Origin of the sequence: Capnocytophaga ochracea DSM 7271 (genome assembly GCF_000023285.1) — a bacterium.
Taxonomy (GTDB): domain Bacteria; phylum Bacteroidota; class Bacteroidia; order Flavobacteriales; family Flavobacteriaceae; genus Capnocytophaga; species Capnocytophaga ochracea.
In genome coordinates, this window is the sequence record NC_013162.1 from 2,181,217 (window position 1) to 2,194,819 (window position 13,603).

Below are 13,603 nucleotides of genomic sequence, written 5' to 3' on the forward strand. Positions count from 1 at the left end.
TTAGTGTTATGGACTTTGCCAAGATTTAACTTTGGCAGAGTAGAAGTCCTCTCAATAACCTTCTTTTTATCTCTGTTTTAACGTTAACTTACCTTCGCCTTTTGTTCGTTCATTGTTCGTCATTTGTTCGTCATTTGTTCGTCTTTTGTTCGTTCTTTGTTCGTTCTTTGTTCGTCTTTTGTTCGTTCATTTTTTATCTGCCCGTGCGGCTCGCACCGTCTTTTGTTCGTCTCACTTTTCCGTTACTACACTCCCTCTCCTTGGGAGTAGTCTCCGAATAGGAGAGTATGTGATTGGGGAGAGGATATTTTGTTCGTCTTTTCTCTATCTGCCCGTGCAGCTCGTACCGTCTTTTATTTATTGTAGACCCACTGTAGAGCCACTGTAGAGCCACTGTAGAGCCACTGTAGACCCACTGAAAAGCCTCTTATTGTTCAACTATCTTATAAGCTTTGTATAATTTCACCATTAACCATTAACCATTAATCATTAATCATTAATCATTAACCATTTTTTTATCTTTTACTTCTTAAAAATATAGATTTTTCTTATTATAGTTGTACATTAAAAAAAAAGTCGTACTTTTGTCGGTTAATAAATGTCTTTTTTACGCACTAAAATACTCAAAATGAAGTCAAACAAAGTAACTCTTAAAGTTATTGTGAGCTATGTATTGCTCATCTGCGTGTCTATTGTAGCAGGATATGTAGTCTATAAAGAAATACAAAAACTCTCACACCAAGAAGAAATTAACCAGCAAGACAGAAATAAAATTATCCAAATTAGCAAGATACTCACCCTGATGAACGACACCGAAAGCGCAGGAAGGGTCGCTATACGTACCGATGATAGAGAAGCGCTTCAAGTTTTCTTAGAAAAAAATGTTACTTTACAGAATGAGGTACTAAAATTTCGTCGTGATATTACTTCCGAAAGACAGCTCTTAACCCTCGATACTATTACTTCTTTGCTAAATCTTAAAAGTGAAAACTTGCAGGAGTTAAAAGCTTTTCAAGAAAGCGACAGTACTTCTATCATTATTCGCAGTGCCATCAGTAAGCTCTCAAGTTTGGAACCTTATTTAGGTTATGAAGTATATAACAAAACCTATTCCCGACGTAAAAATAGAGAATATACCCCTGTTCCCGCTACTGATATTGCTTCTATCTTAAAGAAATATAAGAATATCAAGATTCCAAAAACGTTCAAAAATACCAAATTCGATAAGGTAGTAATGGAAACGCTTACCTTGCTCAATAAGGTAAATGAAGATACGCAAGAGTCTAAAAGCCAAATTAATGAACGAATGCAAAGCCTTTGGCAAAACGATGTGCGTTTATCTCAAAAACTTGACGACCTACTACATAATTTTGAAGAAGAGGTATTGGCTAATTCACAAAAACTAAGTCAAGAGCGTCGAGCTATTTTTGAGAATAGTAAAAACCTATTGATGTTAGCCTTTTTGGTAGCTTTGGGCATTATTGCCATTTCTTCTATTGTGATTATCAATGATTTTGTTACCTCTCAACGTTATCGTCGTAAACTCGAAACCGCTAACCGGAAATCGTATAACCTACTGAAAAACCGTGAGCAACTCATTTCTATGGTAAGCCACGATTTGCGTACTCCATTGAGTTCTATTGTGGGATATTCCGAATTGCTTAGCAAACAGAAAATCTCCGATAAGGGTAAGAATTATCTTTCACATATCAAGTATTCATCAGAATATATATCTAAATTAGTAGATGAACTATTAGATTATACTCGTATCGAGGCAGGAAAAATATCTGTTGAAAAAGTTCCTTTCAATACCGCCGAAATTATTGATGAGGTAGCCAATAATGTGAAGTCAGCTTATAAAACTAAGGAGATAAACCTTACCTTCACTTTCTCCGAAACGGTAAATAATCTAAACTTTTCAAGCGATGCTTATCGTGTGAAGCAGATATTGTATAACCTCATTTCTAATGCCTTTAAGTTTACCGAACGTGGCAACGTACACATACAAGCCGATGCACGTCCGTTAGGCAACGATGTGTATGAAATAGGTATTGCTGTTACCGATACAGGTATTGGTATAAAGAAAGAACAGCAACAACACATCTTTGATGAGTTTACTCAAGCCAACGATGAGATTTCTAAGCGTTATGGAGGTTCTGGTTTAGGTTTGCATATCTCTCAAAAATTAGCGCATTTGCTCAGAGGTAAGATATATTTAGAGAGTAACGAAGGCAAGGGCAGTACCTTTACCTTACGCTTCTTAGCCGAAAAAGTAGTAGAGCGAACCAAAGCACCTCAAATTATAACCTCAAACAAGCCCGCCAATAAGATTACAATTATAGTAATTGATGACGATTTCTCTATCCTTAGTCTCATTGAAGAACTCTTGAAGCAGAAGGACATTAACGCTATTACGTTTAACAATGGTAAAGATGCGTTTACTCAAATGACTAACCATAATTTCGACTTGGTAATTACCGATATACAATTGCCCGAAATGAATGGCTTCCACTTTGTAACGCTCTTTAATGAACAGTATAAGAACAACCCGCTTCCTGTATTAGCCATTACAGGTAGACGCGACGTGCCCGAAAGTTTTTATATGAAGAGTGGCTTCTCCGGTATCCTTCCTAAACCGTTTACTCCTGAGCAGTTTTATGAGAAACTAAAAGTCTTTTTCCCTAAGCTCGACACCAAAGTAGAACAAAAGACAATTATCTTAACCGATAATGTTACCACAGGAGGATATACTCCTGAGGTATTGGAGAACTTTATGGGAGATGATATAGAAGGTATTGTTAATATTTATCAACATTTCTTAGCCGAAACAGATACTAACTTGGAAAACTTAAAAATCTATGTTGATAATAAGGATTACAAAGGTATTAAGGCAATAGCTCATAAAATGACCAGTATGTTTGCACAGATAAATGCCAAGCGTGAATCCGAAATACTCATCTACTTAAATAAGGTAACTAATGAAAGCATTTCAGATTTACATTCTCAAATTCATAAGTTAGAACAGCTGTTTAACAATGAATGCAAACCAGCTATTGAAAGTTATTTAAAGAAAATAATGCAATAAGTTAAATATAATAAGTAATAATATTTTAGAATTAAAAACCCACCATACTATGATTAAAGAATCTGAACTTATCTTGAATCCCGATGGTAGTATTTACCACATCAATTTGCGACCTGAACAAGTCGCCGATACTGTTATTTTGGTAGGCGACCCTAATCGTGTACCTCGTGTGAGCGCTTATTTTGACAATATAGAATTTAGCACCCAAAAACGCGAATTCTGCACCCATACAGGTACTTATAAAGGTAAACGCCTTACTGTAATTTCTACGGGTATAGGTCCTGACAATATCGACATTGTTATCAACGAGCTCGATGCCCTTGCCAACATCGATTTGCATACGCGCCAGCCCAAAGAACAGCTCACATCGCTCAATATAGTGCGTTTCGGTACCTCTGGCTCTCTACAAGCCGATATACCCGTAGATAGTTTTGTACTCTCTTCTCACGGATTGGGTATGGACAATATGTTCCATTCATATAAAGATAGCCCTAAGGTACGTGAACTCGCTATGGAAGAGGCTTTTATCGCTCATACAGGTTGGAATCCCCTCAAAGGTCGCCCTTATATTATAGCTTGCGGACAAGAACTCAAAAAACGCCTCCTCACCGATAAGGTATTTGAAGGAATTACCGGTACTGCTCCAGGCTTCTATGGTCCTCAAGGGCGCGTATTGCGCTTGCCAGTGCAAGACCCTGGACTTAATGATAAACTCCACAGCTTCAATTACAATGGACATCGTATGACGAACCTCGAAATGGAAACCTCAGCCATCTATGGGCTCTCTAAACTCTTAGGACACCAAGCAGTTTCACTCAATGCTATCATTGCCAATCGCCCTACAGGCACTTTCACCAAGGATACTAAAAAAGTAGTAGAAGACTTGATAGTGTATGGCTTAGAACAATTGGCAAAATAGTCGCTATATAAAAGTGAATATGACGCCCCTCACAGGTCAAGAACTCCACAATTTAGCGATGAACATTGTAGGTGAAGCCTTACAAAAGGAACTACAATGGGAATTTCTATTAGTGAATAGTGAACTCAAACGCGACCCTCAATTTGTATGTGTAGATAAAAACAACCAAAAATACTTCATCATTGTCCGTGCAGTCCCTTATGGCGACGACCCTACCGACTATGATATAGTATTTATGGAAGTGGTGCGCAAACACGCCGAAAGGCACAACGCTCGTACTTTCTACGCTGGTGTAGGGCTTAGCAATGTAACAGATGAAACCCTCCCTTTATATAAAGATGAGCCTTATAAACTCAACTTTCAAGGACTTATCGAAATTTGCTAATTGATAAATTATTCGTATTTTTGCCACTTAAAATAAACTAAGTAACTAATGAAAATAGATGAATCATTGAACGTACATAGCAGCTTACTACAACTCATTGGTAATACGCCCCTTTTGGAATTGCACAAAATTACCAAAGGTCTCAAAGGGCGTTATTTTGCAAAGCTTGAGGCTTTCAATGTGGGTCATTCTGCTAAGGATAGGGTGGCTAAGTACATTGTAGAAGATGCCGAACGTAAGGGATTACTTAAACCAGGTAGTACCATCGTAGAAACTAGCTCTGGCAACACGGGCTACAGTTTAGCAATGATAAGTGCCCTAAGAGGCTACCGCTGTATCATTGCTATTAGCGATAAATCGTCTCACGACAAAGTAGAAATGCTCCAAGCCTTAGGAGCAGAGGTGCATTTGTGCCCTGCAAATGTTGCTCCCGATGACCCTCGCTCTTACTACGAAGTAGCAAAACGTATCCATAACGAAACTCCTAATTCTATCTATGTCAATCAGTATTTCAATCCACTAAATCCAGAATCTCATTACCAGACAGGGCGTGAGATATGGGAACAAACACAAGGCGAGATTACTCACGTGGTGGTATGTAGTGGAACAGGCGGTACCATTTCAGGTATTGCTCACTACCTAAAAGAGCAAAACCCAAGAGTGCAAGTACTGGGGGTAGATGCCTATGGTTCGGCTATCAAAAAATATCACGAAACCCGAGAGTTTGACCCTGCCGAAGTATATCCATACAAAATAGAAGGAATAGGTAAAAACTTGATTCCTACTGCTACTGATTTCGATGTCATTGATGAGTTCATCAAAGTAACCGATAAAGATGCAGCACTTATGGCTCGCAAATTAGCACGTACCGAGGGGCTCTTTATGGGCTACACTAGTGGGGCTGCAATACAAGCGGTAAAACAATATGCTGAGGCAGGTAAATTCGACGAAAATAGCATCGTAGTAGTCCTCTTCGCCGACCACGGTTCGCGCTATATGAACAAAATCTATAGCGACGATTGGATGAAAAAACAAGGATTTATTGACTAAAAATTATCAATTAACAAAATAAGATAAAGAACGAATGAAAGATTTATTTGAGCATATTTATGCAAATAAAGGAAGTATAGGGCGCTGGTCTGACCACGCCGAGGGGTATTATGTATTCCCTAAATTGGAAGGCGAATTAGGCCCTCATATGAAATTTCAAGGAAAAGAAATCCTCAACTGGAGTATCAACGACTATTTAGGGCTTGCCAATCATCCTGAAGTCCGCAAAGTAGATGCCGAAGCAGCTGCCGAGTATGGTGCTGCTTACCCTATGGGGGCTCGTATGATGAGCGGGCATACTACTATGCACGAAGAACTCGAAAAACGTTTAGCCAAATTTGTACACAAAGAAGCATCTTATTTGCTCAACTTTGGTTACCAAGGAATGGTGTCTATTATCGATGCTTTGGTTACTAAAAACGATGTGATTGTATACGATGTTGATGCACACGCTTGTATTATCGATGGGGTACGCTTGCACTTTGGTAAACGCTATACCTATCAACACAACGATATGGAGAGCTTTGAGAAAAACTTAGAGCGTGCGGCTAAATTAGCTGAAACTACAGGAGGCGGTATCTTGGTGATTTCAGAAGGTGTTTTCGGGATGCGTGGTGAACAAGGCAAACTTAAAGAAATCGTAGCTCTTAAAAAGAAATATCCTTTCCGCCTTTTGGTAGACGATGCGCACGGTTTTGGTACCTTAGGTCCTCGTGGAGAAGGAACTGGTGTTCACCAAGGCGTACAAGATGAAATTGATGTTTATTTTTCTACTTTTGCTAAATCAATGGCAGGTATTGGAGCTTTCGTTGCTGGAAATGCTAAAGTAGTGGACTACCTCAAATACAATCTCCGCTCTCAAATGTTTGCTAAATCACTTCCAATGATTTATGTAAAAGGAGCTTTGAAACGTTTGGAAATGATGGAAACAATGCCCGAACTACAACAAAAGTTATGGGACAATGTAAATCGTTTGCAAAACGGACTTAAAGAACGTGGTTTCAATATCGGTAATACCAATACTTGCGTAACGCCTGTATTCTTGCATGGTAGTATTCCTGAGGCAATGGCTATGGTAAACGACCTACGTGAGCACTATGGTATCTTCTTGTCGATAGTAGTTTATCCTGTGATTCCAAAAGGAATGATACTTTTGCGCATTATTCCTACCGCTTCACACAGTAAAGAAGATATCGACCGCACTTTGGAAGCATTCTCAGCGATTCGTGAGAAACTCGAAACAGGCGTATACCGCGCTATAAATGCTGAACTTACTAAAGAAATGGGAGATATGTAATTAATTATTAATTGAAAAAGAATACTTTGCCAAAGTGAGATAGCTTACTGTGCTACGACCAACTTTGGCAAAGTTTTTGTGTATGCCCACCTTGTTAAATTATTAATTGTTCATTGTTAATTGTCATTCCTACATATAACGAAATTGAAAATATAGAAGCTATCATAAAGGCTGTATTTGCCCAAAGTGATAAGTTTCACATTCTTATTGTAGACGACAATTCTCCTGATGGTACTGCCGATAAGGTACGCGAATTACAAAATATTTACCCTAACCGACTTTTTTTAGAGGTACGCACAGAGAAAAAAGGCTTAGGAACAGCTTATATTTACGGCTTTCAGTGGGCATTAGCACGCGACTATGAATATATTTTTGAGATGGATGCCGATTTCTCTCACAGCCCTACTGACCTCTTACGACTTTATGAGGCTTGTCAGCAAGGTGCTGATGTAGCAATTGGGTCGCGTTATGTGAAAGGTGTGAATGTAGTGAATTGGCCTTTGCAACGCATCTTGTTATCCTATGGGGCTTCTATCTATGTGAGGGTGATTACAGGAATGAAAATCAAAGACCCTACTGCTGGCTTTGTGTGTTACCACCGAAGGGTATTAGAGAGCATCGACCTGAATACTATCCGATTTGTAGGCTATGCCTTTCAAATAGAGATGAAGTATCGTGCTTACCTCAAGAAGTTTAAAATCACTGAAGTACCTATCATCTTTACCGATAGAACTAAAGGAAAATCAAAAATGAATAAAAGCATTATCCGTGAAGCTATCTTTGGCGTTATCGGAATGCGATTTAAAAAATAAATCAGCATAAAGAATTATGGAATTTATAAGAAAAAGACTCAAAAGCTTACAATATGTATTTCAAGGTTTGTTTTATTTAATAAAGAATGAACCCCCAGTGATGGTACACATCGTTATCTCTTTAGTATGGGTGATTTTAGGCTTTTGTTTCGGCATTACTACCAATGAGTGGATTGTACAACTGTTGTGTATCGCTATAGTGTTATCAGTTGAAGGACTCAATACAGCCGTTGAGAAACTCTGCGACTTCATCCACCCCGATCATCATAAAACTATTGGGATTATCAAAGATGTTGCTGCCGGAAGTGTAGGCTTTGCTGTGATACCTGTAAGCATTGTACTCTGTATCATCTATTATCCTTATGTAATGGAACTCTTTTAATTTTTACTATGAAAGATATAGTAAAAGGGTATTTAGCAGCTTTTATTTCAGCGGTTACTTATGGTATGATTCCGCTGTTTATGATTCCTATTAAGCAGCAAGGTTTTTCGGTAGATGCGGCACTTTTCTATCGCTTTATTACAGCGAGTCTTTTTATTATGTTTTATCTTTTCTACCGAAAAGAGACACTGCGCATTACCCCTCGTGAAGTGTTTATCTTCCTTATTTTAGGATTGCTGTACGCCCTTTCAGCTGAATTTCTCTTTCTTGCCTACGATTTGCTCTCTCCAGGCATTGCTTCTACTATATTTTTTATGTATCCACTAATAGTAGCACTTGCTTTGGGTGTTTTCTTCAAAGAACATATTACTTTTCCTACGATTTTAGCACTTTTTATTGTATTAATAGGTGTTTTCTTACTCAGTGTAAAAGATGTAACAAACTTTTCAATCAACTATGTAGGGGCAGGAGTATCATTACTTGGGGCAGTTTCGTATGCACTCTATATGCTCATTGTCAATAAGTCTAAAATATCGGCTTCAGGAATAAAAGTATCGTTTTATTCTACCTTATTTTCTTCAGTTTATTTTCTTGTAAAACTATGGGTTATAGGCACCCCTCTCCCCATTCCAGAAGTAAAAATGAGTTTACTGCTCACAAGTTTCGGTATAGTAACTACTTTGTTTTCTATCATCACCCTTATTTATGCTATCAGAATGATAGGTTCTACTCCTACGGCTATTATTGGGGTAATGGAGCCCATTGTAGCAGTAGCTATTAGTATTTGGATATTTCAACAAGAAAGTCTTACAACAAATCTTATTATAGGAGTGCTACTCATTATCATTGCAGTAATGATAGATATCTTAAAAAGAAAAAAGTAGAGTTACATTGTATCTCTACTTTTATAATATTCTTATTTTACTTCAGTACCATTAGTAATTCCATCGGCATCAGGATTGATGAAGGTGTATTTGCCTTCGGAATTTTCTACCATTAGTATCATTCCTTGGCTTTCTACACCGCGTAGTTTGCGCGGAGCAAGGTTTACCAATACAGTTACCTTTTTACCTATAATCTCCTCAGGAGCGAAACTTTGGGCTATACCCGAAACGATAGTACGTTTATCAATACCTGTATCTACTTTTAAAACGAGGAGTTTATCTGCCTTAGGCATCTTTTCAGCTTCCAAGATAGTACCAATGCGAATATCCATCTTTGCAAAATCATCGTAACTGATGAGTTCTTTTTGTGGAGCTACTTCAGTTTCAGCATTGGCTTGGGCTTCTTGCTTATTAGCTAATTTAGTGTTCTCTAAACGCTGTAATTGCTTTTCGATAGCGGCATCTTCAATCTTTTCGAAAAGAAGTTCTACAACACCTATGCGATGTCCTGCTTTTAGCAATTCGGTGGCGTTTGTTTTTAGACTCTCCCAAGTAATTGTCCCCAATTGCAACATACGTTTGAGTTTCTCGGAGGTGAAAGGCAAGAAAGGTTCGCTAGCAACTGCCAAAGCTGTTGCAATTTGTAAAGCTATGTACATTACAGTCTTTACGCGCTCAGGGTCGGTTTTGATGAGTTTCCAGGGTTCTTCATCAGCTAAATATTTATTGCCTAAGCGCGCCATATTCATCAGTTCTTGTTGGGCTTCGCGAAAACGGTAACGTTCTAATGATTGTTCTATCTTATCGGTAAGTTCTGTGATTTGACGAAGTGTTTCATTATCTACGTTATTATAAGTATCTGCTTGTGGTACTACTCCTTCATAATATTTCTGCGTTAGCACTGCCACGCGATTGATGAAATTCCCAAAGATAGCCACAAGTTCGTTGTTGTTACGCGCTTGGAAGTCTTTCCAAGTAAAGTCGTTGTCTTTGGTTTCGGGAGCATTGGCGGTAAGAACATAACGCAATACATCTTGCTGATTAGGAAAATCTTGCAAGTACTCGTGTAACCACACAGCCCAGTTTTTGGAGGTAGAGAGCTTGTTGCCTTCTAAGTTTAGGAACTCATTAGCAGGCACATTTGCAGGCAGTATAAAGCTACCTTCAGCCTTGAGCATTGCTGGGAAGATAATGCAATGGAATACGATATTGTCTTTCCCAATGAAATGCACCAATTGGGTATCACTGTCTTGCCAATAAGGACGCCAGTCTTTGCCTTCGCGTTCAGCCCACTCTTTAGTAGAAGAAATATAACCGATAGGCGCATCGAACCACACGTAGAGTACTTTGCCTTCAGCGCCTTCTACGGGTACGGGAATTCCCCAATCGAGGTCGCGGGTTACAGCACGCGGTTTGAGTTCGTCGTCTAACCAACTTTTTACCTGCCCATATACATTAGGTTTCCAATCGGATTTGTGACCTTCTAATATCCATTTTTCCAAAAACTCTTGGTAACGATTGAGGGGTAAAAACCAGTGTTTGGTAGCTTTTAGCGTAGGTTTGCTACCTGTGATTGACGATTTAGGGTCGATGAGGTCGGTAGCGTTGAGTGAACTACCACAACGCTCGCATTGATCGCCGTAAGCCTCGGGGTTACCACATTTCGGACAAGTACCAATCACAAAGCGGTCGGCAAGGAATTGGTGTGCCTCTTCATCATAGAGTTGTTCGGATATTTCTTCTATAAAATCACCTTGTTCATATAGTTTTTTGAAGAAATCGGAAGCTGTTTGGTGATGGATAGGGGCAGAAGTACGCGAATAGTTGTCGAATGAAATGCCAAAATCAGCAAACGATTGCTTGATAATCGCGTGGTATTTATCGATAATAGCCTGTGGGGTAGTACCTTCTTTTTTGGCTTTGATAGAGATGGCTACTCCGTGTTCATCGCTTCCGCAAATAAAGGCTACATCGTTGTTTTTTAAGCGTTGATAACGTGCAAAAATATCAGCTGGCACATATACTCCCGCCAAATGACCGATGTGAATAGGTCCATTGGTATAGGGTAGGGCTGCCGTAATGGTATAACGTTTAGACATTTTTTGAGTTTTGAATTATATATTTTTGGGTGGCAAAGGTACGAATAAAAGTGAAAAGTGAAAAGTGAAAAGTGAAAAAGTATATTCTACGAGTGCGAGCGACGCGGGCAGATGGGGAAAAGACGAATAAAGAACGAACAAAAGACGGTGCGAGCCACACGGGCAGATGGAGAAAAGACGAATAAAGAACGAACAAAAGACGGTGCGAGCCGCACGGGCAGATAGAGAAAAGACGAATAAAGCCCGAACAAAAGACGGTGCGAGCCGCACGGGCAGATGGAGAAAAGACGAATAAAAAACGAACAAAAGACGAAGGAATGACGAACAAAAGACGAACAAAGAACGAACAAAAGACGAACAAAAGACGAACAATGAACGAAGAAAGGATGGGAATAAAGTGAATCTAACGCAAAGATAAGTTGGAGCAAATTTAATGTACTTGGTTCAGAAAAGTATTAAAAATTTGCTCAAATAAAAAAATAAACCATATCTTTGCCTAATGAATATTTGGAGGCAAGTCGATTTTTAATAATCTTGAACAGAACTGATGAAAAAACTCAAATTTCCTACCCCTTACACCGTACTGATGCTGGTGATAGTGTTGGCTGCGAGCCTTACTTTTTTGTTGCCATCGGGGTCATATAGCACTTTGCAATATGATAAGCAACAAGACTCTTTTGTGATACACACTGCAAATAATTCTTATACTGTACCTGCTACTCAAGAACAACTCGACGGCTTGGGTATTCATATTCAGTTGAGCAAATTTAAAGATGAAAAAATTAAGAAACCTATTTCGATACCTAATACTTATGTGCAGAGTGTACCTCACCCGCAAGGAGCTAAATCTGTGCTTTTTGCACCTATACGAGGAATCTACGACAGTATAGAGGTGATTCTCTTCGTACTCATATTAGGGGGCTTTATAGGGGTGTTCAACAGTTCGGGAGCACTAAATATGGGCGTAGGCTATTTGGCACACCGACTCAAAGGGCGCGAGGGTATCCTTATCGTTCTGCTCACTACTCTGTTGGCGCTGGGAGGCACTTCCTTTGGATTAGCCGAAGAGACGCTTGCTTTCTACCCTATGTTAGTGCCTATTTTTTTAGCAGCGGGCTACGACTTAATGGTACCCTTAGCAGTGATTTACATAGGTTCAAATGTAGGCTCTATGGCATCGACTACCAATCCGTTTGCGGTAATTATTGCCTCAGATGCCGCCGGAGTAGATTGGACGTCGGGGCTTAGCATACGTGTGATAGCTTTAGCGGTATGTGTACTGATAAGCATTATTTATATTATTCGTTATGCCGAGAAAGTACGCAAACACCCCGAGAAGTCAATTGTGTATGGAGTAGTCCTCCCTGAAATTTACAATGCCAATGCCCCTGAAAAGACTACTTCCTTAGAGCTTTCTACTAAAATAGAGCTCTTAGTATTTGCGCTCTCGTTTATAGTGATGATTGTAGGTGTATCGCAATGGGAATGGTGGTTTCAAGAGATGACAGCTCTCTTCTTGGTAGCTGCTGTTGTGATTGCTATCTTACAACGCAGTAGTGAACAACAGTTTATCAGTCAGTTTATGGCAGGAGCACGCGATTTGCTGAGCGTAGCCTTTATCATAGGGATAGCCAGAGGGGTATCGTTTATACTGAACGACGGACAAATATCGGGTACGATTTTGCATTACGCCACCGACCTTGTACAAGGAATGTCGCCAATGGTCTTTTTGCCAATGCTGATGTTAGTATTTGGTGTACTGAGTTTATTTATAGCTTCTTCCTCAGGAATGGCGGTACTCACGATGCCTATCATAGGGTCACTGGCTTCGGTTGTGGGAGTAGAAGGGCACAGTGTGGTGAATGCTTATCTTTTTGGAATGGGTATTATGGGGCTTATCACCCCTACGGGACTTATCTTACCTTCACTAGCAATGGTGAATATTAACTACAAACAATGGTTGCAGTTTTGTATGCCATTGGTGATTATCTTTGCAGTAGTACTTACTATCTTATTGTGGATTTAAAATATAAAACTTATGAATATCACTTTTATTATCATTCTTCTTGCGACTATAGCAATGAGTTATTATGGATTTAAGAATCCTACTTTTTTCAACCGTTATAAGTTCAATGTAGGAGCAGTGCAAAAGGGCGATTATGTGCGATTGGTATCCTCAGGCTTCTTGCACGCCAACTGGGAACACCTCATTTTTAATATGATTTCACTCTACTTCTTTCAAGATGTGATTATCGGTTCTATGGGGAACCTAATGTTCTTGCTTATCTATTTTGGTTCAATGCTACTGGGGAGTGTGTTCAGTTTGTACATTTACAAAAAACAGCCCTATTACTCCGCCATAGGGGCTTCGGGAGCTGTATCGGGGATTATCTTTGCAGCTATTGCTCTATATCCTACAGCGTTAAGTGTAAACTTCTTACCGGGTTGGCTCTTTGGAGCATTATACTTTGGGTATTCGGTATTTATGATGTTCAACCCACAACAAGGAGACAATTTAGGGCACGCAGCTCATTTAGGTGGGGCACTCTTTGGCTTGGCAGTAGTAATAATCTACGCTCCTGAGGTAGTGATACGCCACGCTTTCTATTTGGGAGTAATGGCATTGCCTTTGGGCTATATGGGAGTGCGGTTGCTGAAGAAATGAGGAAATTAGAAAATTAGCAAATCAT

Annotated in this window: 12 protein-coding genes; 11 read left to right on the top strand and 1 reads right to left on the bottom strand. The window is 39.4% G+C overall.

The genetic code is table 11. The features are described from left to right. Nucleotides 1-628 precede the first annotated feature (628 nt). The 8 genes from COCH_RS09185 (at nucleotide 629) to COCH_RS09220 (ending at nucleotide 8,814) form a co-directional block, all read left to right on the top strand. Nucleotides 629-3,085, top strand: coding sequence for an ATP-binding response regulator (locus COCH_RS09185; protein ID WP_223375720.1), 2,457 nt, complete (start codon nucleotides 629-631; stop codon nucleotides 3,083-3,085). A 49-nt stretch (nucleotides 3,086-3,134) separates the two neighbouring features. Further along, nucleotides 3,135-4,004 (top strand): nucleoside phosphorylase, encoded by an 870-nt coding sequence (locus tag COCH_RS09190; protein ID WP_015782865.1) that lies wholly within the window; start codon nucleotides 3,135-3,137, stop codon nucleotides 4,002-4,004. A gap of 19 nt (nucleotides 4,005-4,023) precedes the next feature. Next, nucleotides 4,024-4,389 (top strand): hypothetical protein, encoded by a 366-nt coding sequence (locus COCH_RS09195; protein WP_015782866.1) that lies wholly within the window; start codon nucleotides 4,024-4,026, stop codon nucleotides 4,387-4,389. 48 nt (nucleotides 4,390-4,437) lie between these two features. Then, the gene (locus COCH_RS09200) at nucleotides 4,438-5,439 is read left to right on the top strand and encodes a PLP-dependent cysteine synthase family protein (RefSeq protein ID WP_015782867.1); all 1,002 of its coding nucleotides are present in this window, start codon (nucleotides 4,438-4,440) and stop codon (nucleotides 5,437-5,439) included. A gap of 34 nt (nucleotides 5,440-5,473) precedes the next feature. Beyond that, a complete protein-coding gene (locus COCH_RS09205) occupies nucleotides 5,474-6,736 on the top strand; it encodes an aminotransferase class I/II-fold pyridoxal phosphate-dependent enzyme (RefSeq protein ID WP_015782868.1) in 1,263 nt (420 codons plus the stop codon). Between the two features lie 113 nt (nucleotides 6,737-6,849). Continuing rightward, nucleotides 6,850-7,548 (top strand): polyprenol monophosphomannose synthase, encoded by a 699-nt coding sequence (locus COCH_RS09210; protein ID WP_015782869.1) that lies wholly within the window; start codon nucleotides 6,850-6,852, stop codon nucleotides 7,546-7,548. A 16-nt stretch (nucleotides 7,549-7,564) separates the two neighbouring features. Next, on the top strand, nucleotides 7,565-7,930 hold the full coding sequence (locus tag COCH_RS09215; protein WP_009418724.1) for a diacylglycerol kinase family protein: 366 nt from the start codon (nucleotides 7,565-7,567) through the stop codon (nucleotides 7,928-7,930). A gap of 8 nt (nucleotides 7,931-7,938) precedes the next feature. Beyond that, nucleotides 7,939-8,814 (top strand): DMT family transporter, encoded by an 876-nt coding sequence (locus COCH_RS09220; protein ID WP_009418723.1) that lies wholly within the window; start codon nucleotides 7,939-7,941, stop codon nucleotides 8,812-8,814. Nucleotides 8,815-8,846: 32 nt separating this feature from the next. On the opposite strand, the gene metG is transcribed toward COCH_RS09220, so the two are convergent. Further along, the gene (metG, locus tag COCH_RS09225) at nucleotides 8,847-10,913 is read right to left on the bottom strand and encodes a methionine--tRNA ligase (RefSeq protein WP_009418722.1); all 2,067 of its coding nucleotides are present in this window, start codon (nucleotides 10,911-10,913) and stop codon (nucleotides 8,847-8,849) included. Nucleotides 10,914-11,170: 257 nt separating this feature from the next. On the opposite strand from metG, the gene COCH_RS12215 reads away from it, so the two are divergent. From COCH_RS12215 to COCH_RS09235, 3 genes are all read left to right on the top strand, one after another. Then, the gene (locus tag COCH_RS12215) at nucleotides 11,171-11,314 is read left to right on the top strand and encodes a hypothetical protein (protein ID WP_167524724.1); all 144 of its coding nucleotides are present in this window, start codon (nucleotides 11,171-11,173) and stop codon (nucleotides 11,312-11,314) included. 146 nt (nucleotides 11,315-11,460) lie between these two features. After that, nucleotides 11,461-12,939, top strand: coding sequence for a YfcC family protein (locus COCH_RS09230; protein WP_009418406.1), 1,479 nt, complete (start codon nucleotides 11,461-11,463; stop codon nucleotides 12,937-12,939). Nucleotides 12,940-12,951: 12 nt separating this feature from the next. Continuing rightward, nucleotides 12,952-13,578, top strand: a complete 627-nt coding sequence (locus tag COCH_RS09235; protein WP_015782870.1) for a rhomboid family intramembrane serine protease — start codon at nucleotides 12,952-12,954, stop codon at nucleotides 13,576-13,578. Nucleotides 13,579-13,603: the final 25 nt, after the last annotated feature.

Bases quoted from the DNA above. Each gene is read 5' to 3' on its own strand.
- COCH_RS09195 (WP_015782866.1), top strand. From the start codon at position 4,024: ATGACGCCCCTCACAGGTCAAGAACTCCACAATTTAGCGATGAACATT.
- COCH_RS09205 (WP_015782868.1), top strand. From the start codon at position 5,474: ATGAAAGATTTATTTGAGCATATTTATGCAAATAAAGGAAGTATAGGG.
- COCH_RS09235 (WP_015782870.1), top strand. From the start codon at position 12,952: ATGAATATCACTTTTATTATCATTCTTCTTGCGACTATAGCAATGAGT.
- COCH_RS09190 (WP_015782865.1), top strand. From the start codon at position 3,135: ATGATTAAAGAATCTGAACTTATCTTGAATCCCGATGGTAGTATTTAC.
- metG (WP_009418722.1), bottom strand. From the start codon at position 10,913: ATGTCTAAACGTTATACCATTACGGCAGCCCTACCCTATACCAATGGA.
- COCH_RS09215 (WP_009418724.1), top strand. From the start codon at position 7,565: ATGGAATTTATAAGAAAAAGACTCAAAAGCTTACAATATGTATTTCAA.
- COCH_RS09185 (WP_223375720.1), top strand. From the start codon at position 629: ATGAAGTCAAACAAAGTAACTCTTAAAGTTATTGTGAGCTATGTATTG.
- COCH_RS09230 (WP_009418406.1), top strand. From the start codon at position 11,461: ATGAAAAAACTCAAATTTCCTACCCCTTACACCGTACTGATGCTGGTG.
- COCH_RS09220 (WP_009418723.1), top strand. From the start codon at position 7,939: ATGAAAGATATAGTAAAAGGGTATTTAGCAGCTTTTATTTCAGCGGTT.
- COCH_RS09200 (WP_015782867.1), top strand. From the start codon at position 4,438: ATGAAAATAGATGAATCATTGAACGTACATAGCAGCTTACTACAACTC.